Source organism: [Acidovorax] ebreus TPSY, assembly GCF_000022305.1.
Classification (GTDB): Bacteria; Pseudomonadota; Gammaproteobacteria; order Burkholderiales; family Burkholderiaceae_C; genus Diaphorobacter; species Diaphorobacter nitroreducens.
Genome location: NC_011992.1, coordinates 1585180 through 1605884 on the forward strand (window position 1 = coordinate 1585180; position 20705 = coordinate 1605884).

The 20705-nt window shown below is 67.5% G+C and carries 21 protein-coding genes and 1 other RNA gene; 17 read left to right on the top strand and 5 right to left on the bottom strand.

The genetic code is table 11. The annotated features are described in order from the left end of the window. The first annotated feature begins 89 nt into the window (after positions 1-89). Both DTPSY_RS07540 and DTPSY_RS07545 read left to right on the top strand, forming a co-directional pair. Positions 90-785, top strand: a complete 696-nt coding sequence (locus DTPSY_RS07540; RefSeq protein WP_041838822.1) for a class I SAM-dependent methyltransferase — start codon at positions 90-92, stop codon at positions 783-785. 13 nt (positions 786-798) lie between these two features. Beyond that, complete coding sequence (locus tag DTPSY_RS07545; RefSeq protein WP_015913087.1) at positions 799-2142, top strand: TIGR03862 family flavoprotein; 1344 nt, start codon at positions 799-801, stop codon at positions 2140-2142. 84 nt (positions 2143-2226) lie between these two features. Here the strand turns inward: DTPSY_RS07545 and DTPSY_RS07550 are convergent, their stop codons facing one another. From DTPSY_RS07550 to DTPSY_RS18535, 3 genes are all read right to left on the bottom strand, one after another. After that, complete coding sequence (locus DTPSY_RS07550; protein WP_015913088.1) at positions 2227-2862, bottom strand: hypothetical protein; 636 nt, start codon at positions 2860-2862, stop codon at positions 2227-2229. A 273-nt stretch (positions 2863-3135) separates the two neighbouring features. Beyond that, positions 3136-3232, bottom strand: an RNA gene (ffs, locus tag DTPSY_RS18035) — signal recognition particle sRNA small type. A 41-nt stretch (positions 3233-3273) separates the two neighbouring features. Then, the gene (locus tag DTPSY_RS18535; protein WP_172751387.1) at positions 3274-3426 is read right to left on the bottom strand and encodes a hypothetical protein; all 153 of its coding nucleotides are present in this window, start codon (positions 3424-3426) and stop codon (positions 3274-3276) included. A 362-nt stretch (positions 3427-3788) separates the two neighbouring features. On the opposite strand from DTPSY_RS18535, the gene dnaX reads away from it, so the two are divergent. The 4 genes from dnaX to DTPSY_RS07570 all read left to right on the top strand — a co-directional run bounded on the left by dnaX (position 3789) and on the right by DTPSY_RS07570 (position 7408). Continuing rightward, a complete protein-coding gene (dnaX, locus tag DTPSY_RS07555; protein WP_015913089.1) occupies positions 3789-5825 on the top strand; it encodes a DNA polymerase III subunit gamma/tau in 2037 nt (678 codons plus the stop codon). Positions 5826-5854: 29 nt separating this feature from the next. Then, on the top strand, positions 5855-6187 hold the full coding sequence (locus DTPSY_RS07560) for a YbaB/EbfC family nucleoid-associated protein (RefSeq protein ID WP_011805555.1): 333 nt from the start codon (positions 5855-5857) through the stop codon (positions 6185-6187). A gap of 158 nt (positions 6188-6345) precedes the next feature. Continuing rightward, positions 6346-6936, top strand: coding sequence for a recombination mediator RecR (recR, locus tag DTPSY_RS07565; RefSeq protein ID WP_015913090.1), 591 nt, complete (start codon positions 6346-6348; stop codon positions 6934-6936). Positions 6937-7000: 64 nt separating this feature from the next. Then, positions 7001-7408 (top strand): MAPEG family protein, encoded by a 408-nt coding sequence (locus DTPSY_RS07570; protein ID WP_041838824.1) that lies wholly within the window; start codon positions 7001-7003, stop codon positions 7406-7408. 9 nt (positions 7409-7417) lie between these two features. Here DTPSY_RS07570 and DTPSY_RS07575 read toward each other — a convergent pair whose 3' ends face one another. Next, positions 7418-8650: an MFS transporter gene (locus DTPSY_RS07575; protein ID WP_011805552.1), complete on the bottom strand. Its 1233-nt coding sequence runs from the start codon at positions 8648-8650 to the stop codon at positions 7418-7420. Between the two features lie 540 nt (positions 8651-9190). Between DTPSY_RS07575 and DTPSY_RS07580 the strand changes: the two genes are divergently transcribed. The 5 genes from DTPSY_RS07580 (at position 9191) to DTPSY_RS07600 (ending at position 13874) form a co-directional block, all read left to right on the top strand. Then, on the top strand, positions 9191-10237 hold the full coding sequence (locus tag DTPSY_RS07580) for a methionine ABC transporter ATP-binding protein (protein ID WP_011805551.1): 1047 nt from the start codon (positions 9191-9193) through the stop codon (positions 10235-10237). A gap of 10 nt (positions 10238-10247) precedes the next feature. Beyond that, entirely contained in the window at positions 10248-10913 is a 666-nt protein-coding gene (locus DTPSY_RS07585; protein ID WP_011805550.1) for a methionine ABC transporter permease, read from the top strand. A gap of 162 nt (positions 10914-11075) precedes the next feature. Next, entirely contained in the window at positions 11076-12182 is a 1107-nt protein-coding gene (locus DTPSY_RS07590; RefSeq protein WP_015913093.1) for a DUF6817 domain-containing protein, read from the top strand. A 185-nt stretch (positions 12183-12367) separates the two neighbouring features. Beyond that, complete coding sequence (locus tag DTPSY_RS07595) at positions 12368-13168, top strand: MetQ/NlpA family ABC transporter substrate-binding protein (RefSeq protein ID WP_011805548.1); 801 nt, start codon at positions 12368-12370, stop codon at positions 13166-13168. Between the two features lie 154 nt (positions 13169-13322). Further along, complete coding sequence (locus tag DTPSY_RS07600; RefSeq protein ID WP_011805547.1) at positions 13323-13874, top strand: NADPH-dependent FMN reductase; 552 nt, start codon at positions 13323-13325, stop codon at positions 13872-13874. Between the two features lie 124 nt (positions 13875-13998). Here the strand turns inward: DTPSY_RS07600 and DTPSY_RS07605 are convergent, their stop codons facing one another. Next, positions 13999-14649: an FMN-dependent NADH-azoreductase gene (locus DTPSY_RS07605; protein ID WP_015913094.1), complete on the bottom strand. Its 651-nt coding sequence runs from the start codon at positions 14647-14649 to the stop codon at positions 13999-14001. A 127-nt stretch (positions 14650-14776) separates the two neighbouring features. Here DTPSY_RS07605 and DTPSY_RS07610 point away from each other — a divergent pair, with 127 nt between their 5' ends. The 6 genes from DTPSY_RS07610 (at position 14777) to DTPSY_RS07635 (ending at position 20652) form a co-directional block, all read left to right on the top strand. Beyond that, a complete protein-coding gene (locus DTPSY_RS07610) occupies positions 14777-15730 on the top strand; it encodes a LysR family transcriptional regulator (RefSeq protein ID WP_015913095.1) in 954 nt (317 codons plus the stop codon). 281 nt (positions 15731-16011) lie between these two features. Then, positions 16012-17019 (top strand): sulfate ABC transporter substrate-binding protein, encoded by a 1008-nt coding sequence (locus DTPSY_RS07615; protein WP_015913096.1) that lies wholly within the window; start codon positions 16012-16014, stop codon positions 17017-17019. A gap of 147 nt (positions 17020-17166) precedes the next feature. Further along, positions 17167-18018, top strand: a complete 852-nt coding sequence (cysT, locus tag DTPSY_RS07620) for a sulfate ABC transporter permease subunit CysT (protein ID WP_011805543.1) — start codon at positions 17167-17169, stop codon at positions 18016-18018. After that, a complete protein-coding gene (gene cysW, locus DTPSY_RS07625; protein ID WP_015913097.1) occupies positions 18015-18926 on the top strand; it encodes a sulfate ABC transporter permease subunit CysW in 912 nt (303 codons plus the stop codon). Before cysT ends, cysW begins: the two co-directional genes overlap by 4 nt. Before the next feature lie 11 nt (positions 18927-18937). Next, complete coding sequence (locus tag DTPSY_RS07630) at positions 18938-20065, top strand: sulfate/molybdate ABC transporter ATP-binding protein (RefSeq protein ID WP_011805541.1); 1128 nt, start codon at positions 18938-18940, stop codon at positions 20063-20065. Between the two features lie 59 nt (positions 20066-20124). Next, positions 20125-20652, top strand: coding sequence for a disulfide bond formation protein B (locus tag DTPSY_RS07635; RefSeq protein ID WP_015913098.1), 528 nt, complete (start codon positions 20125-20127; stop codon positions 20650-20652). Positions 20653-20705: the final 53 nt, after the last annotated feature.

The following is a 20705-nucleotide window of genomic DNA, read 5'->3' on the forward strand; positions in this document are numbered from 1 at the left end:
GCCGGGCCTGTGGCCGGCGTACGGGAATACCCCGCGTCGTGCGCAGGGGTAGGTACCATCGGTTGATTCTGCCGATTGATCGATGACCCATGAACCACACCCTCGTCCCTGATGAACTGGATGTCCTGGTCGAGTTGCTGCCAACACCCGGCACGCGCGTCATCGAACTCGGATGCGGCGGAGCGCGCATGGCGCGGCAGATGCTGCAGCGTTGGCCGGACATGCGGTATCTGGGGCTGGAAGTGGACCTCCGGCAGCACGCCATCAACCTGCAGGACACGCCGCCGCGCATGCGCTTTGCCGTGGGTGGTGCGCAGGCCATTGCATGCGATGACGCGCAGTTCGACCTGGCTCTGATGCTCAAGTCCCTGCACCACGTGCCGCTGGATGCGATGGACCAGGCGCTGACCGAAGTGGCGCGCGTGCTGCGTCCCGGCGGGCATCTGTACGTTTCGGAGCCGGTCTACGAAGGCGCGCTCAACGAGATCGTGCGCCTGTACAACGACGAAGGCATCGTGCGCGCCGCTGCGCAGGCGGCGCTGGACCGCGCCCTGGCCGTCCGCAGCACCTGGGAGCAGGTGGCGCAACGGCGATTCGACATGCCTGTGCATTTCGAGGACTTCGCCCAGTTTGAGCGGCGGATGATGAACCCCACCTTTGCCGACCACCGCATCGACGCGCCCCTGCGCGAGCGCGTGGCGGCGGCCTTCGCGCCGCATTGCACGATGGAGGGAGCGCACTTCGTGCGGCCCATGCACGTGCGCCTGCTGCGGCGTGTGGGTTGATGAAAGCAACACCATGATGGATACGGATCTGCGATCTTGCGAGATCGCCGTGATTGGCGCGGGGCCGGCTGGCCTGATGGCCGCCGAGGCCGCAGCAGCGGCGGGCCTGAGCGTGCAGGTGTTCGACGCCATGCCTTCGGTGGGACGCAAGTTCCTGCTGGCGGGCAGGGGCGGGCTGAACCTCACGCATTCCGAACCGCTGGCGGCCTTCATGGCGCGCTATGGCGATCGCCAGCAGGCGCTGACGCCCTGGCTGCGAGACTTTGGCCCCGAGGACTTGCGCGCGTGGGCTGATGCCTTGGGCACGCAGACCTTCGTCGGTACGTCGGGCCGGGTGTTCCCCAAGGACATGAAAGCCGCGCCGCTTCTGCGTGCCTGGCTGCAGCGCTTGCGCGGGCAGGGGGTGCAGCTGCACATGCGCCATCGCTGGATGGGCTGGGCCGACGCATTGAATGGCATCACGCCGCCTGTGCTGCGCTTTGCCGCGCCGGCGGGAGAGGTGCGGGTAAGGGCGCGCGCCGTCGTGCTGGCCCTGGGCGGCGGCAGCTGGGGCCGCCTGGGCTCGGACGGTACCTGGGCGCCGCTGCTGGCGCAGCGCGGCGTGCCTGTAGCGCCGCTGGCGCCGTCCAACTGCGGTTTCGACGTACCGCGCGTGGATGCGCCCGTGGGCGAGACGCGGCGAGAGTTCTTTCTGGAGCTCATCGGCCGAGGCGCGCCCGCCGTCGGCTGGACGCCGCATTTCGTCGAGCGCTTCGCGGGCCAGCCCTTCAAGTCGGTGGTGCTGTCCTTCACCGACAGCCAGGGCCGGCGCTTTGAGCGGCGCGGGGAATTCGTGGCCACGGCCACGGGCGTGGAAGGCAGCCTGGTCTATGCGGTCTCCAGCCTGCTGCGCGACGAGATCGTGGCACACGGTCACGCCACCTTCCACCTGGACTTGCTGCCCGACCACACGCCCGAGCGCGTGCTGGCCGAGGTGCGCCACCCGCGCGGCTCGCGCAGCCTTTCCACCCACCTCAAGAGCCGGCTGGGCCTGGACGGCATCAAAACCGCCGTCCTCTACGAACAACTGGGCAAGGACGGTATGTCCGACCCGGTGGCGCTGGCCCATGCCATCAAGGCCTTGCCCATCACCGTGGTGGCAGCACGCCCATTGGATGAGGCCATCAGCACGGCCGGCGGCGTGGCCTTCGAAGCGCTGGATACGCGCCTCATGCTGCGCACCATGCCCGGGGTTTTCTGCGCGGGCGAGATGCTGGACTGGGAGGCGCCCACCGGGGGGTATCTGTTGACTGCGTGCTATGCCACCGGGCGTGCGGCAGGAGCGGGTGCCGCGCACTGGCTGGCAACGCAGGCGTAGCACAGCAGGGGCGCCGCCTTGGGCCATGCTCTGCGGTCATTGCGGGAAGGTCGGCGTCAACCCAGAGCGTTGCTGAGCGCGCGGTCAAAACTTCGCGCGGTAATACACCATGGGCCCGCCGCGGCGGGCGCGCAGCACCAGCCGCGCATCGCCTTGCAACTGCACGCCGATGGCGCCCAGCTCGGGGACCAGACCGCGCGTGCGCGATGCGGACCATTGCACCTCCAGACGGGTGCCAAAGTTGCTGCCTTGGTCGCGACCCCAGATCATGCCCATGGCGTCGTGCAGGCCCGTGTGCGGGTGGGTGCGGGCCCAGGCCTGCAGGTCCAGCCGTACGCGCGGCTGCAACTGTGATCGCCAGCGCAGACCCAGGTCGTAGGCCAGCGGGGTGCCTGACGGGTAGGCCGGGCTGACGGCTCCTGCGCGGGCCGCGCCGTCCGACGGAACCACCACGCCCAGCGTCAGCCCCAGGCGAGAGGCTTGCAGCGGTGTAAGCCAACGGGTGATGTCCGTGTACTGAACGCTGTTGCCGAATGCTGCGCGCGGAAGATCGCTGCCGTTCAGGTCGGGGTAGGTGGCGGTGTCCTGCGTGAAGGCGGCGGAAGAAGGCTCATCCTGAGCCTGTCGCAATGCGGCCGCAGCACCGTCTGGCAGGCTCTCATCGCCCCGGGCGGGAAATGCCGCGCACAGGCACAGCAGGCACACAATGCCCCAATCCATGGCCGGCCGTGGCAGCGGCCGGAGCAGATGACTTGCAAGCAGCGCGGACATGGCAGACAGCATGGCGGCACGGGACAGCAAGAAAGTGGATCGGTGGCGAGAACTCCTGGGGCGCAGTATGGACCGCGGGCACGTGCTTGTCGCGATCGCCGTGCTTGTTCCACTGTAGGACGGAGCTGACGCATCGCGTTCATGTGCGGGAACGCCGCAACCGCCCGATGAAACGCAAAGCGCTCAGGCGACGCAAAAAAAGAATGGGGAAGAAAAGAAGAAGGTGACGAGCCTTACCCCCGGCACTGGCTCCACAGTTAGGGCTGCTTGGTTCCCCACCTGACCCGGTTGGCCGCTTCACCATGCGGGGAGGCCCGTCGCCTGTGATTGTACGACGAACCACGCTCTGCCCGTGGCCTGTCAGAACTTTGCCCGGTAGTACAGCATGGGGCCGCCGCGCCGGACGCGCAGCAGCAAACGTGAGTCGCCCTGCAACTGCACGCCGATGGCGCCAAACTCGGGCGTGCTGGGCAGCGAGTAACCGTCTGGCTCGGGGTGGTTACGCGCACGCACATCCAAAGCCGCAGGTAATGGCTGTTGCTGCGTCGGCGGATCGGCAGCGGCGGTGTTTTGGGAATCCTCCTGTGCTTGCGTTGGTGGCTGCAGGCACAGACACGGTAGCCAGCAGGCGAGACGCACCCCAGCCGACCGGGTCAGCAACCCTTGTCGCGATAGTCGCCTGCGGGCCGCAAGGGATGGAAGCAGGGCGGGCAACATGGCGGTACGGTGCGACTGGCAGTTTGCAGTCATTCCCGGGGAGTATGAATCCTGGCAGAAAGCAGATCGCCCTCGGTTGGCGCGGTGGCCTGCGTAGGCACGGGCCAGCTAGAAGCCTTGGCGCGCTGGTGTCTGGCCCGCACATAGAATCACGCCCCATGTCCTATCTTGTGCTCGCCCGCAAATACCGTCCCAAGACCTTCTCTGAGATGGTGGGGCAGGAGCACGTGGTGCAGGCGCTCTCCAACGCGCTCACGCAGCAGCGGCTGCACCACGCATACCTGTTCACCGGCACGCGCGGCGTGGGCAAAACCACGGTCTCGCGCATCCTGGCCAAATCGCTCAATTGCCAGGGGCCGGACGGCCAAGGCGGCATCACTGCCACGCCCTGCGGCGTGTGCCCGGCCTGTACCGACATCGACAGCGGCCGGTTTCCTGACTACACCGAGCTGGATGCCGCCTCCAATCGCGGCGTGGACGAGGTGCAGGGGCTGCTGGAGCAGGCCGTCTACAAGCCGGTGCAGGGGCGCTTCAAGGTCTTCATGATCGACGAAGTGCACATGCTCACGAACACGGCGTTCAACGCCATGCTCAAGACGCTGGAGGAGCCGCCGGAATACCTCAAGTTCGTGCTGGCCACCACCGATCCACAGAAGGTGCCAGTCACGGTGCTCTCGCGCTGCCTGCAGTTCAACCTGCGGCCCATGGCGCCCGAGACGGTGCTGGAGCACCTCACCCGCGTGCTCGCCGCCGAGAACGTGCCCGCCGAGCCGCAGGCCCTGCGGCTGCTGGCCCGCGCCGCGCGCGGTTCCATGCGCGACGCGCTCAGCCTGACCGACCAGGCGATTGCCTTCGGCAGCGGCCAATTGCAGGAAGCCGCTGTGCGCCAGATGCTGGGCAGCGTGGACCGCAGCCATGTGTTCCGTCTGATCGACGCGCTGGCGCAGGGCGATGGCCGCACGGTGGTCGAGACGGCGGACACCCTGCGCATCAACGGCCTGTCCGCCGCCTCCACGCTGGAGGACATGAGCGCCGTGCTGCAGCGCATGGCCGTGCTGCAGGCCGTTCCGCAGATGGCTGCGGCCGCGGACGCCAGCGACCCTGAGGCGGCAGAGGTTGCGCGCCTGTCTGCCGCCCTGCCGGCCGACGAGACGCAGCTGCTGTACAGCATCTGTCTGCACGGCCGCGCCGATCTGGGTCTGGCGCCCGACGAATATGCCGCGCTGACCATGGTGCTGCTGCGCCTGTTGGCGTTCAAGCCGGCGGCTTCGGAAGGCGGCGCGGCTGCCTCGGCTGAAAAAAAAACTCTGACGCGGCCTGAAGCCGCAGCGCCGTCGGCCCATGCGCCGGCCGATACGCCGGTAGTCCAGGCACCGCAGGCTGTGCCGGCCGCCGCGGACCGGGCTCCCGCACCGCCGGTGTCGGTGCACCCGGCTCCGGTCGAGGCGCCCGCGATGGACTGCGCGACTGCCGCGCCCGCCCGGCCCGCCGCATCGGCAGCACCCACGCGGGCGCAAGCCACGCCGGACGATGTGAACCAGGCCGTGCAGGAGGCGTTGGACGCGGGCGACCGCGAATCGCCCCCGTGGGAAGCCGGCGATACGGCCCAGGCGCCCGTACGGGCCGCAGCGCCTGTGCGTCTGCCCGTACGCTCCCCTGAGGATCTAAGGCAAAAAACACCTCTAGCGCCCGCCCATACAGCGCAGACAGCTCCTGAAACGGTAGCAATCCCCGTGCGTACCGCGCCGGAACCCGGGGCGCGCCTGCAGCCCCTGCCATCGGCGGCCCCGGCACCCGCGCGGCTGGTGCGCACGGAGGAGGGCGATGTCTGGCATGCCACCGTGCAGCAGCTCATTGCCCAGGAGGCCATCACCGCCCTGGTGCGCGAACTGGCGCTGCAGTCGCAGCTGGTGGCGCGTGACCCGGACCATTGGCTGCTGCGCGTGGAGCGGGAGTCGCTCAACCAGCCCACGGCGCGCGAGCGCCTGCGCGCGGCGCTGGAGGCCGCGGGCCATGCGCGCCAGATCAGCGTGGAGGTGGGTGTGGTGATCGACAGCCCCGCGCGCCGCAACGCGCACGCCGCGGCCGAACGCCAGCGCGTGGCCGAGGAGATCGTCCACAACGACCCCTACGTGCAGCAACTGATGCGTGATTTCGGGGCGAAAATCGTCCCGGGCAGCATCAAGCCTGCATAACCATTTTTGAAACGCAAAGGAAACCATCCATGTTCAACAAGGGACAGCTCGCCGGCCTCATGAAGCAGGCCCAGGCCATGCAGGACAACCTGAAGAAGGCCCAGGACGACCTGGCCAACATCGAGGTCGAGGGCGAATCCGGCGCCGGCCTGGTGAAGGTGCTGATGACCTGCAAGCACGACGTCAAGCGCGTGACCATCGACCCCAGCCTGCTGGCCGACGACAAGGACATGCTGGAAGACCTGGTGGCCGCCGCTTTCAACGCCGCGGTGCGCAAGGCCGAGGAAACCTCGGCCGAGAAGATGGCCAAGATCACGGCCGGCATGCCAGGCCTTCCCGGCGGCATGAAATTCCCCTTCTGAGGGCAGGCTACTGCGCGCCGGCCATGCGTCGTGGGGCGGTGCTCGCAATCCTCACGTACTAAGCAAGTACGTTCCGGTTGCCGTGCTCCGTCCGCCTCGCCTGGCAGGCGCTCGCTACGCCCTTGGGGGCGGCGTTTGCACTCCGAAATCCATTCTTCATGTCCGACACCAGCTCCCTTGACGCACTGATCCAGGCCCTGCGGCGCCTGCCCGGTGTGGGCGTGAAGTCGGCGCAGCGCATGGCGTTTCATCTGCTGCAGCATGACCGCGCCGGAGCGCAGATGCTGTCGCAGGCGCTCGCGCAGGCGGCAACGCAGGTACGCCATTGCGAGCGCTGCCACACCTTCACCGAGGGCGCGGTGTGCGAGACCTGCCTGGACCCGGCGCGCGACGCCACCCGCCTGTGCGTGGTGGAGACGCCCGCCGACCAGGCCGCGATGGAGCGCACCGCGGCGTTCAAGGGGCTGTACTTCGTGCTCATGGGGCGGCTGTCGCCGCTGGATGGGGTGGGGCCGCGCGACATCGGTGTGCACAACCTGCTGGAGCGCGCCAGCGACGGCGTGGTGCAGGAGGTGATCCTGGCCACCAGCTTCACGGCCGAGGGAGAGGCCACGGCCCACGCGATCGGCGAGGCGCTCAAGCGCCGCGGCGTGCACGTCACGCGCCTGGCGCGGGGCGTGCCCGTGGGCAGCGAGCTGGAATACGTGGACCTGGGCACCATCGCTCATGCGCTGGCGGATCGGCGCTGAATATCAAAAACAATAGCTGCTAGCGCTTGTTGGATAAGCGCTGGAGGTCAAAAACACTGCAAAAATGAACACAACAATGCATGTGGCCCGCTTCACCGTGGCCTACTGGTGCGTGCTGATTGCGGCGCTGCTGCCCATGGCTTGCGCGCTGCTGGCCAAGCGGGGGGGCTTTCGCGGCAGCGACAACCACGACCCGCGTGCGTGGCTGGCGCGCCAGACCGGCTGGCGCGCCCGTGCCAATGCGGCGCAGGCCAACAGTTTCGAGGCGCTGCCGTTCTTCATCGGCGCGGTCATCATCGCGCACCAGCTGGGCGCGCCGCAGATGATGCTGGACCTGCTGGCCTTCCTGTTCGTGATGCTGCGCGTGTGCTACATCACCATGTACGTGGGCGACATGCCCACGGCGCGCAGCCTGGTGTGGGGCGCGGGACTGCTGGTCAACATCGCCATCCTGCTGATCGGCTGGCGCTGACACCAGCGGTTAAAGGTGCTGCTGCGGCACGGGGATCTCCGCGGTGCGCATGCCTAGCGCGGTGACCACGGCGCTCAGCAGGGCCATGGCGCCGCAGAACACCAGCAAGCCGCGGTTCAAGCCCAAATGGTCCGACAGCCAGCCCATGCCCAGGATGGGCACGATGGTGCCCAGGTATCCCACGATCAGGTAGGACGACAGCAGGCCGCCGCGCTCTTCGGGCGTGGTGAGCTTGGCCACCACGCCCATGCCCGCCACATTGGCCAGCCCATGGCCGAAGGCCGTGGCGATCACCGCCGCGCCAAACACCAGCGTGGCGCCGGTGAGCGTGGTCGCCATGAGCAGCAGGTTGCACAGCACCAGCGCGCAGCCGCTGGCCAGGGCCACGCGCTTGGTGCGCCAGTTGCGCACCATGAACTGGAACGCGGACGACAGGAACAGGATCATCGCGATCGACAGTCCGCTCACGGCCGGCCCATGCCAGGGCACGATCTCCTGCATGAAGCTGGGCGCCAGCGATGAGTACAGGCTGAACATGCCGAAGGCACTGAAGGCGCCCATGCTCGCCAGCCAGAACTGGCGCCGGCGCAGGCGCGGCGGCGGCGTGAGCCGCGGCATCCACTGTGCGATCACGCCGCGCCAGGTGCCGGGCGGCAGGGCGTCGTCCCGCGTTCCCCCTGTGGGCAGCCCGCGCAGTTGGTGCAGCGCATACACCGCCAGCAGGCCCATGGCCGCCGTGGGCACGTAGGCAGTGACGAGCGGGTGGGGCACCCACTGGGCCATCAAGCCGCCCACAAGCGGCCCCAGGCCGAAACCCAGCGTCATCGCCACGGTGGTCAGTGCGGCCGTGCGCCGTGGATCACGCCCGGGGCGGGCCTGCACCATGCCGATGGAGGCCGAGGTGGTGATCATTCCCGACGCCAGCCCGATCATGAGCCGCGCCAGCATGAAGACGGGCACATTCCACGCCAGGGCTGACAGGACCACGCCCGCGGTCATCAGCGCGAGGCCCGTGCGCAGGATGGCCAGGAAGCCGTGGCGCTGCGTGAGCCGCCCCAGAAACAGCAGGCTGGTGAGCGCGCCGAACATGTACACCACGAAGAGATGCGTGATGTCGCTGGGCTTGAGCCCCCAGGCCTGCTGGTAGAGCGGGTACAGCGGGCTGGCCAGCGCCGTGCCCATGACGCCGACGCACATGGCATAGCCAATCCAAACAACGGGAGACCAGGAGCGTTCTTGCATAGGTGGAGGGAGAAAGCCCGCGCGGTGGGGAGCGGCGGCGACGGGGAGCCGGCAGCGGGGCGTGTCGGGAACGGTGAATGGTGAATGGTACGGTGGGCGAGGGCCCCCATGGAGGCCGCCGGCGCTAGACCCCACGCGCCACGCAGCCGTGGATAGGTGGCGCGCCATACGCCTGTGCTGTCGGTGGTAGGCGAGTCTTGCGCATCGCTGGGCGGGCGGGCGCCGTTTCGCCACTCGCCCTGGCAGGACGGCTGCAGTTGCGCGTGTTCCTGCCCCAGGCGCAGGCGCACGCCGGCCCGGGGATGTGCCCCGTCACCTAAAATCGCCCCTGTGCTCCGCTACTGCGTGGCACTGCCGCCCGGCAGGGGCAGCGCCCGGCTCGCTGAAGCACGCCTCATAACGGGGCCGTCTTATGTGCCTACTTTTTGTTCGTTGGGTTTTTCATAACGAACAATTACATTCACGCGCTGTTCTGATCTTCACCCGCCGCGGCTGGCCATCCCTGAGGGGGCAGCCTGCGCGCGCTTTGCATTGCATTTCATGATTGACCTTCGGGGTATCACCCAGATCTACCCGGGCCCGCAGGGCCCCGTCGAAGCCCTGCGCGGCATCGACCTGCATGTCACGCCGGGCGAGGTGTTCGGCATCATCGGCCGTTCGGGCGCGGGCAAGAGTTCGCTGGTCCGCGTCATCAACCTGCTCAACCGGCCCACCGCCGGCCAGGTGATGGTGGCGGGGCGCGACATGACACAACTGTCCGACGCCGACCTGCGCGCCGCGCGCCGCGAGATCGGCATGGTGTTCCAGCACTTCAACCTGCTGTCGTCGCGCACGGTGTTCGACAACGCCGCGCTGCCGCTGGAGCTGGCGGGCATGCCGCGGGCCGAGATCAAGAAGCGCATCGACCCGCTGCTGGACCTGGTGGGCCTGGCGCACCTGGCCGACCGCTACCCGGCGCAGATCTCGGGCGGGCAGAAGCAGCGCGTGGGCATTGCGCGCGCGCTGGCCAGCAACCCGAAGGTGCTGCTGTCCGACGAGGCCACCAGCGCGCTGGACCCCGAGACAACCCGTTCCATCCTGGACCTGCTGCGCCAGGTGAACCGCGAAATGGGCGTGACGGTGGTGCTGATCACGCACCAGATGCAGGTCATCAAGCAGATTGCCGACCGTGTGGCCGTGATCGACGCGGGCCGCATCGTGGAGATGGGCCCGGTGGTCGACGTGTTCACCCGCCCGCAGCAGGACATCACCAAGAGCCTGATCGACGAGATCGTGCCCCAGGAGCTGCCCGCCGGGGTGCTGGCGCGCGTGCGCAGCCTGGCCGCGCGGCTGGAGCCGGGCGCGAGCGGCCAGCTGCTGCGCCTGTCGTATGCGGGCGAGCATGCCTACGAGCCGATCCTGTCGCACCTGATCCGCGAGCTGGGACTGGACCTGTCCATCCTGCATGGCCAGATCGACGAGATCCAGGACCAGACCTTCGGTTCGCTGGCGGTGTATGCCAGCGGCAACATGGCGCGCATCGGCGCGGCCATCGACTATCTGCGTGCCAACGGCGTGGTGGTGCGCACCGTGGAAGTGACAGGCTGAGGGGCGGGCGATGTTCGAGAACTTTTCTGAAATGATGCTGGAGCTGTTCGTCACCTCGCTGTGGGAGACGATCATCATGGTCGGCGTGTCCGGCATCGTCGGCGGCCTGGTGGGCATTCCGCTGGGTGTGTTCCTGCGCCTCACGGATGCGGGCGGCGTGCTGGAGAACGGCCCGGCCAACAAGATCGTGGGCTGGATCGTGAATGCCGTGCGCTCCACGCCGTTCATCATCCTGCTGGTGGCCATCATCCCGTTCACGCGCTTCATCACCGGATCGTCCATCGGCACCTGGGCGGCCGTGGTGCCGCTGACCATCGCCGCCGCGCCGTTCGTGGCGCGGCTGGTGGAGACGGCGCTGCGCGAGGTCGACAACGGCCTGGTGGAGGCCGCGCAGTCCATGGGCGCCACCACCGGCCAGATCGTGTGGAAGGTGCTGCTGCCCGAGGCCCTGCCGGGCATCGTGGCGGGCCTGACCATCAGCTTCGTGAGCCTCACGGGCTACTCGGCCATGGCCGGGGCCATCGGCGGCGGCGGGCTGGGCGACCTGGGCATCCGCTACGGCTACCAGCGCTTCCTGCCCGACATCATGCTGGCCGTGGTGGTCATCCTGATCTTCTTCGTGCAAGCCATCCAGAGCCTGGGTGACTGGGCCGTGCGCCGCCTGTCGCACCGCTGATGCAGGACAGGGGGGCGCACACGGGATGTGTAAGCTCCTGATTTGATAGCTTCTGGCGCTTGTGCAGCGGGCGCTGCGGGCTGTTTTGACAGAAGAACTGCGTGTGCGGGCGGCTTGGCCGATACTCGATGGCAAAGCCACTACCACGAAGGAGACCCCGCCATGTCCGCACTGCCCGCCTTTGCGCCACCGGATGACGCGCTGTTCCAGCGCGCCCAGTCCCTGCTGGACGATGAATGGCTGGCCCACGATGCCGATCTGGCTCCCGTGCTGCCCATGGTGCTGGCGCGCGGTGTGGGGCAGGACTGGCACAAGGCCGGAACCTTCCGCCATCACCTGGTGGGCGTGGCCCGGTCGCTGGCGCTGTGGGGCCAGCCCCGGGACGTGCGTCTGCTCGGGCTGCTGCACAGCGTGTACGGCAATGCCTTCGTCGACCTGGTGAAGTTCGACGCAGCCAGCGAGCGCGGCCGCCTGCAGGCGCTGGTGGGCGAGAGCGCAGAGCACCTGGTGTACCTGTTCTGCACCATGAGCCGCGCGCAGTTCGTGCAAAAGGTGCTGGCCGGCGAGCTGCAGGCCGACGGCTCACTGGTCGTGGAGAAGAACGGCCCCGCGCCGCGCCAGACCGTGCACCTCGCACCCTACGAGGTGGCGGCTTTCACCATCGTCAGCATGGCCGACACCATTGAGCAGTGGTTCAGCTGGCAGGACGACATCTACTCGCGCTTTCCCGCCGTCGATCCTTCGCGCCCGCAGGCCGTGCACTGGGCCGCGTCGCTGTGGCCCGGACCCATGCGCCCCACGGCCCGCATGGTCAGCCAGATCGCGGCGCTGGGCCTGGCGTTGCAGCACCCCGGGCTGCGCGGGCAGTTGCCGCTGCCGCCCGTGTTCGACCACTGCAGCCAGGGCCTGACGGCGCAGGACGAGGCGGCCGCCACGGCCCTGTATTGGTCGGTGATCCAGTTGGCGCAGCCGCTGGTGGACCTGGACGGCGCCACGGCCACGCTGGAGCAGGCCGTGCGCCTGAACCCCTGGGTGGGCGAGCCGCAGATGGTGCTGGCACAGCTGTACCTGTCGGCCGGCCGCGCGCACGACGCGGCGTGCGCCGCACGCGGGGCGCTGCAGGCCTTCAGCGCCTGGGGCAACGCCTGGGACAAGCGCGTGCAGTGGGACGCCTGGATCGCCTGGACGCGCATCCTGCTGCAGTCGGCCGAGGAGGGCGGCTGGCCCGCGCGGTTGGACAAGCTCAACAACGTGGCGCTCAAGGGCTGACGGGGCGCCGCCGCGGCCTTCCCGGGGCGGTGGAGAATGCGCGGCCTTTCACCTTCGCACGTGCTCTGCTGTCCGGGTGCTCTTCATGTGTGCGGGTTCTTTGGATATGGAAAAGTATTCGTTCTGAGGGCGCGCCGCGGGCGCTACGATGCCGGCTCTCCCTGTAACGGTATGAAAGGTTTCCCGTGATTTCCAAGCGCTCCCTGCTCCAATCGACCCTGGCCCTGGCAATGGCCGCCGGCCTCTCGGGCCACGCCCTGGCGCAGGACAAGCCGCTGAAGATCGGCGTGACGGCGGGCCCGCACGCGCAGATCTTCGAGCAGGTCAAAAAAGTGGCCGAACAGCAGGGCCTGAAGATCCAGGTTGTGGAGTTCAGCGACTATGTGCAGCCCAACGCGGCTCTGGCCGCCGGCGACCTGGACGCCAACAGCTACCAGCACAAGCCCTACCTGGATGCGCAGATCAAGGACCGTGGCTACAAGTTCGCCGTGGCGGCCAACACCGTCAACTTCCCCATCGGCCTGTATTCCAAGAAGGTCAAGAAGCTGGCTGACCTGAAGGAAGGCGCGCGCTTCGGCATTCCCAACGACCCCACCAACGGCGGCCGCGTGCTGCTGCTGCTGCAGGCGCAGGGCCTCATCAAGCTCAAGGACGGCGCAGGCCTGAAGGCCACGCCGCTGGACGTGGTGGGCAACCCGAAGAAGCTCAAGTTCGTGGAGCTGGACGCCGCGCAGCTGCCGCGCTCGCTGGACGACCTGGACGCCTCGGCCATCAACACCAACTTCGCCATCTCCGCCGGCCTGAACCCCAAGACCGATTCCATCGCGCAGGAAAGCCCGGACGGCCCCTACGTCAACCTGCTCGTGGTGCGTGAGGCCGACAAGAACAAGCCCTGGGTGGCGCAACTGGTCAAGGCCTACCAGAGCGAGGAGATCCGCCGCTTCATCGAGACGCAGTTCAAGGGCTCGGTGCTGGCAGGCTGGTGATGGCGCGCGGCGGGGGGCCTCGACCGGCCCCGGCCCCGGTGCCGTGACCGCCGCTTGTCTGACAGCAGCGTTCCACGGCGGCCCGTAAGATGGTCCGGCCGCCCGCCACGGCGATGGCGCTGCGCGGCGCCTACCTCTGCCAGAAAGGGTCCGTATGAGCCACTACCGCATTGCCGTCGTCGTCGGCAGCCTTCGCAAGGATTCGTTTAACCGCAAGCTGGCCCATGCGCTGGCGCGCATGGCGCCCGCGGACTGCGAATTCCACCAGGTGCGCATCGACGACCTGCCGCTGTACAACCAGGACGACGACGGCCAGCAGGCCGAGTCCGTGCAACGGCTCAAGAAGGAGATCGCCGGGTCGCAGGGCGTGCTGTTCGTCACGGCGGAATACAACCGCTCCATCCCCGGCGTGCTCAAGAACGCCCTCGACAACGCATCGCGCCCCTATGGCCAGAGCGCCTGGGCGGGCAAGCCCGCGGGTGTGATCGGCGTGTCCATCGGCGCCATGGGCACGGCGATGGCGCAGCAGCACCTGCGCAATGTGCTGGCCTACCTGGACATGCCCACCCTGGGCCAGCCCGAGGCATTCATCCATGCCAAGGACGGCCTGTTCAACGAAGACGGCACCATCGGCGAGGGCAGCAAGGACTTCTTGCAGCGCTGGATGGACCGGTACATCGCCTGGGTCAAGCGCCACAATGGCTGACGATTGCTATCGATTCGATAGCTTGCCACGCTTGAAAATCAAGGGTTAGAACCCATTTTGATAGGAAAAAACCCGCCCGGGCATGGCCGGAGGCGGGTTTTGTTTGGCGAGGCGCCGGGGCTGGTCAGGCGGCCTGGCTGACGCGGTCCTGGTTGGCGGCATGGGCCTTTACGTGGGCCTCGATCGCCTGGGCGGCGGCGGCCAGGGCCTGGGCCTTGGCATCGCCACCCATAGCCACGCCCTCGGCGCGCACGAAGCGCACGTCGGTCACACCGAAGAAGCCCAGCACGGTCTGCAGGTAGCTTTCCTGGTGCTCCATGGCGCGGCCGCCTTCGCTGGTGGAATACACGCCGCCGCGGCTCGACGCCACGATCACCGTCTTGCCCTTGGCCAGGCCCTCGGGGCCGTTGGCGGTGTACTGGAAGGTGCGGCCGGGCTGGGCGATGCGGTCGATCCAGGCCTTGAGCTGCGTGGGGATGGCGAAGTTGTAGAACGGTGCGCCGATCACCACCACGTCGGCCGCCAGGAATTGGCTCACCAGCCGCTCGGACACGGCGTTCTCGCGCTGCTGCGCCTCGCTCAGGCCGTCGGTCTGGCCGGTGCGCGGTGCCATCGCATCCATCGTGAAGTGCGCAGGCGCGTCGGCCACCAGGTCCAGGTAGCTCACCTGGGTGGCGGGATGGCTGGCCTTCCAGGCCTCGACGATCTGCGCCGTGAGCTGGCGCGAGACGGACTGGTCACCGGTGATGGCGGAATCGATGTGCAGCAGTTGCATGGAAATCTCCTGGAGATAGGGACAAACCCGCAATGGGGCGATGGATAGATTGTCGTTTTGGACCGAATGTTTGATAAGCAGGCGGTGATGCGATAGATTGTTCTGAATTTGGAACGAAAGGCGAGCGATGCAGGATCTGAACGACATGCTTTATTTCGCCGAGGTGGCCGAGCGCGGCGGCTTTGCCGCGGCGGGCCGGGCGCTGGGGATCCCGAAGTCGCGCCTGTCGCGCCGCGTGGCCGAGTTGGAAGCGCGCCTGGGCGTGCGCCTGCTGCAGCGCACCACGCGCACGCTGTCGCTCACCGAGGTGGGCGAGGCCTACCTGCGCCATTGCCAGGCCATGCGTGATTCGGCCCAGGCAGCGCAGGACACGGTGGACCAGGTACAGACCGAACCGCGCGGCACCGTGCGCGTGACCTGCCCGGTGACGCTGGCGCAGACGGTGGTGGCCGAGCTGATGCCGCAGTTCCTGCAGCGCCACCCCCAGGTGCGCCTGGAGATGCAGGTCACCAACCGCGTGGTGAACGTGGTGGAAGAGGGCGTGGACGTGGCGCTGCGCGTGCGCCCCACGCTGGAGGACAGCGGCAGCATGGTGGTCAAGCGCCTGGACGAGGTGCGCCTGCTGCTGGTGGCCAGCCCCGAGCAACTGCGGCGCCAGGGCACGCCCACCTCGCTGCGCGACCTGGCGCTGCTGGACACGCTGGCCATGTCCGCGGCCGACGGGCGCGCCAGCCTGCGCCTGATCGGCCCCGAGGGGCGCGAGGAAACCGTGCACTTCACGCCGCGCTACGTGGCCGACGACCTGCTGACGCTCAAATTCGCCGCGTTGGCGGGCACGGGCCTGTGCTGGATGCCGGACTACATGTGCATGTCCGAATTGCAGGAGGGCCGGCTGGTGCACCTGCTGCCCCAGTGGACGCAGCCGCGCAGCGTGGTGCATGCAGTGTTTGCGTCGCGTCGCGGCTTGTCGCCGGCGGTGCGCAGCTTCCTGGACTTTCTGGGTGAAACCGTGCCCGGCCATTCCGCCGCGGTCTGTGAGCGGGGCGACACGGCCACGGCCGGCGCGGCACTGCCCCGCTGATGCGGCGGCGCGTGGTGTACGCAAGAGCGCGGGATGCATGGGCGGTGCGGCTTGATCCCCAGTGGGGGGGCGATGTAAGGGTGCTTTGCTTTTGATAGCTGGTAGCGCTCATCGCATAAGGGCTAGAGACCAATTTGGCTTTCAATGGCGGTGCCGGGAGCCTGCGTGCCAGATGTCATTGCATATGCTCATCCGTGGATAAATTTACAAAAATATATTCTTTTGAGTTTTAACCTGCGCTCTCCACAATGCATGATTTCCTGCAACGTGGAGGCGCTCCTATGACCCCGGCAACCAAGCTCAAGACCCTTCTCGCCACGCTGGCCCTGGCGGCCAGCGGGCTGGCCTCGGCCCAGGCCAATGCGCTGCTGAACGTCTCCTATGACGTGGCGCGCGAGTTCTACAAGGACTACAACCAGGCCTTCATCGCCCACTACAAGAAAACCAAGGGCGTGGACATCAAGGTGGACCAGGCCCATGGCGGCTCCAGCGCCCAGGCGCGCGCCGTGAACGATGGCCTGGCCGCCGACGTGGTCACCTTCAACACCACCACCGACGTGCAGTTCCTCGCGGACAACGGCGTGGTGGCCAAGGACTGGGCCAAGAAATTCCCGCATGACGCATCGCCCACCACCTCCACCATGCTGTTCCTGGTGCGCCACGGCAATCCCAAGAACATCAAGGACTGGAACGACCTGATCCGCCCCGATGTGAAGGTGGTGGTGGTGAACCCCAAGACCGGTGGCAACGGCCGCTACGCCTACCTGGGCGCCTGGGGCTCGGTGCGCGAGAAGGGCGGCAGCGACGCGCAGGCGGCGGAGTTCGTGGGCAAGCTCTACAAGAACGTGCCCGTGCTGGCCAAGGGTGGGCGTGATGCCACGGCCACCTTCCTGCAGCGCAACATTGGGGACGTGCTGATCACGTTCGAGTCGGAGGTGGTGTCGGTGGAGCGTGAGTTCGGCAAGGGCAAGGTGGATGCGGTCTATCCCTCGGTGAGCGTGACGGCCGAGAACCCTGTGGCCATCGTGGAGCGCACGGTCGCCAAGAAGGGCACGGGCGAACTGGCCAAGGCCTACCTCGACTACCTGTACTCGGATGAAGCGCAGGAGATCGCCGCCAAGCACGCGATCCGCCCGCGCTCCGAGGCGGTGCTCAAGAAGCATGCCGACCTGTTCAAGCCCATCCAGCAGTTCACGGTGGCCAAGTACTTTGGCTCGCTGACCGAGGCGCAGAAGGTGCACTTCAACGACGGCGGTCAGTTCGACAAGCTCTACACGCCTGGCAAATAAGCAGTGAACACGCCCCTGAGCCGCCTGGCGCCTTCACCCCGCCATGACTGCCCGGGTAGGGTGGCGGTGCCCGCGCATGCAAGCGCGGTGCCTGCGGGCGTGGGCCGCACCGGCTTTTGACTGGCGGCGAATAACGGATAACTCCATATGAGTGGCAAGAAAAGCGCCCCCAGGCGAGCCAAGAGGGTATTGCCCGGCTTTGGCCTCACGCTGGGCTACACGCTGTTTTACCTGAGCATCATCGTGCTGATCCCGCTGCTGGCGCTGCTGCTCAAGACGTTCACCATGACCTGGCCGCAGTTCTGGGAAGCGGTGGCGTCGCCGCGCGTGCTGGCGTCGTACCGCCTCACGTTCGGTGCCTCGTTCATCGCCGCCTGCGTGAACTTGGTGTTCGGCCTGCTCATCGCCTGGGTGCTGGTGCGCTACAAGTTCCCGGGCAAGAAGATCGTGGATGCACTGGTGGACCTGCCGTTCGCGCTGCCCACAGCGGTCGCCGGTATTTCGCTCACCGCACTGCTCGCGGGCAATGGCTGGGTGGGGCAGTACCTGGAGCCGCTGGGCATCCAGCTCGCATTCAACCCCAACGGCATTGTGATTGCGCTGATTTTCATCGGCCTGCCATTCGTGGTGCGCACGGTGCAGCCAGTGCTGGAAGACAGCGAGAAGGAGTTGGAAGAAGCGGCCACCAGCCTGGGCGCCACGCGCTGGCAGATCTTTCGCCACGTGATCCTGCCGGCCATCATGCCCGCGCTGCTCACCGGCTTTGCCATGGCGTTCGCGCGTGCCGTGGGCGAGTACGGCTCCGTCATCTTCATCGCCGGCAACATGCCCATGGTGTCTGAAATCACGCCGCTGATCATCATCGGCAAGCTGGAGCAGTACGACTACGCAGGCGCCACTGCCGTGGCGGTGGTGATGCTGGTGATCTCTTTCGTCCTTCTGCTGGTCATCAACGCCTTGCAGGCCTGGCAGCGCCGCCACGCAGGAGCACCCGCATGAGCGCCGCGAACACCCGTACCGTGCGGCGCGCGCAGGCCGGAACGACCGAGGCGCGCTGGATCCAGTGGGCGCTGATTGGCCTTGCCATGGTGTTCCTGCTGCTGTTCCTGGTGTTGCCGCTGGCCGCCGTGTTCACCGAGGCGCTGCGCAAGGGCGTGAATGCCTACCTGGAGGGATTGCGCGAGCCCGACGCCTGGTCTGCCATCCAGCTCACGCTGCTCACTGCCGTGATCGCCGTGCCGCTGAACCTGGTGTTCGGCATCGCCGCGGCGTGGTGCATCGCCAAGTACGAGTTCAAGGGCAAGGCCTTCTTGACCACGCTGATCGATCTGCCGTTCTCCATCTCGCCCGTAGTGGCGGGCCTGATGTACGTGCTGGTGTTCGGCGCCAACGGCTGGCTGGGGCCCTGGCTGGCGGCGCACGACATCAAGATCATCTTCGCCGTGCCGGGCATCGTGCTGGCCACCGTGTTCGTCACGTTCCCGTTCATCGCGCGTGAACTGATCCCGCTGATGCAGGCGCAAGGCAACGACGAGGAGCAGGCGGCGGTGGTGCTGGGCGCGAGCGGCTGGCAGACCTTCTGGCACGTGACGCTGCCCAACATCAAGTGGGGCCTGCTGTACGGCGTGATCCTGTGCAATGCCCGGGCGATGGGCGAGTTTGGCGCGGTGTCGGTGGTGTCGGGCCACATCCGCGGCCAGACCAACACCATCCCGCTGCACGTGGAGATCCTCTACAACGAATACCAATCGGTGGCCGCGTTCGCAGCCGCCTCGCTGCTGGCACTGCTGGCATTGGTCACGCTGGTCATCAAGTCGGTGGCCGAGTGGAAGAGCGAACAGGAAATGAAGGCTGCTGCCGCGCTGCCGCCCGAGCGGCCTGCGCCCGCGCCCGGCGCGCCGCGCTGAAGGATGAACACATGAGCATTGAAATCCGCAACGTCAGCAAGCAGTTCGGCGACTTCCAGGCGCTGCGCGACGTCAGCCTGGACATCCAGTCGGGCGAACTCATCGCGCTCCTGGGCCCCTCGGGCTGCGGCAAGACCACGCTCTTGCGCATCATCGCGGGGCTGGAGACCCCCGACGTGGGCAGCATCCACTTCAGCGGCGAGGACACGACCGACGTGCACGTGCGCGAGCGCGGCGTAGGCTTCGTGTTCCAGCACTACGCGCTGTTTCGGCACATGACGGTGTTTGACAACGTGGCCTTCGGCCTGCGCATGAAGCCGCGCAAGGAGCGGCCGTCCGAAGCGCAGATCAAGGAGAAGGTGATGAGCCTGCTCAAGCTCGTGCAGCTGGACTGGATCGCCGACCGCTATCCCTCCCAGCTTTCGGGCGGGCAGCGCCAGCGTATCGCCCTGGCGCGCGCGCTGGCCGTGGAGCCCAAGGTGCTGCTGCTGGACGAGCCCTTCGGCGCGCTGGACGCCAAGGTGCGCAAGGAGCTGCGCCGCTGGCTGCGTCGCCTGCACGACGAACTGCACGTGACCAGCATCTTCGTCACGCACGACCAGGAGGAGGCGCTGGAAGTGGCCGACCGCGTGGTCGTCATCAACCAGGGACGCATCGAGCAGCAGGGCACGCCCCAGCAGGTATGGGACAACCCTGCCAGCCCATTCGTCTATGGCTTTTTGGGCGACGTGAACCTGTTCAAGGGCCGCGCCAACGACGGCCGGGTGTACCTGGACGACGGCATGCAGCTGGAGAGCCCCGAGGCCCAGCACGCCGACGATGCGCGCGCGTTCGCCTACGTGCGCCCGCACGACCTGGACGTGGAGCGCTATTCCCCCGGCCAGGCGCTGGACGCGCACGGGCGCCCGCGCGGCATCGTGGTGCAGTTGGCGCGCGCCATCGTGGTGGGGCCGATCGCGCGGCTGGAACTAATCCCCGAGGGCGATACCCAATCGGCGGACAATGCGCCCTCGGACGCGTTGATCGAAGCGCAGATTCCGGCGCAGCAATTCCACGAGATGGGGCTGCGTGAGGGCGAGACGCTGGTGGTGACACCGCGGCGCGCCAAGGTGTTTCTGGACGAAGCCGCCGGCATTTGAGCGCCGCTGCCTGCCAAGGGAGCGGATGCGGAGGCCGCTCCCTGCAAGGAAAACAAAAAGTGTTGTTGAACTGGATTGATACCGCCCCGCGCCGCATCCTGGCGCTGATCAGTGCCGCCTGCGTGGCCATGCTGGCCTTTGGCATGTACCTGCAGCATGTGGTGGGACTGGAGCCTTGCCCGATGTGCATCGTGCAGCGCTATGCTCTCATAGGTGTAGCGGTCTTCGCAGGACTGGCAAGCGCTAGAGGCGCAAAAGGCTGGTGGATGGGTTGGACGGTGCTGGCGCTGGCGGCGGCGGGTTTTGGCGGCTTCACGGCCGCGCGCCAGAGCTGGCTGCAGTGGTACCCGCCAGAGATCGCCACTTGCGGGCGCGACTTCTACGGAATGATCGAGAACTACCCCATCAGCCGCGCCATCCCCATGATCTTCCGCGGCTCGGGTGACTGCACGGCGGTGGACTGGACGTTCCTCGGCGGCTCCATCGCCAACTGGTCGTTTGTCTGGTTCTTGGTGTTTGCCGTGCTGCTGCTGGTGCTGTTGGTGCGCGGCGGGCGCGGCGCGCCGGACACGCTGGCCCGGGCATAACTACGCGTCTTTTTTGACCTCTCGCGGGGCGCCTTCGGGCGCCCCGCGGCGCT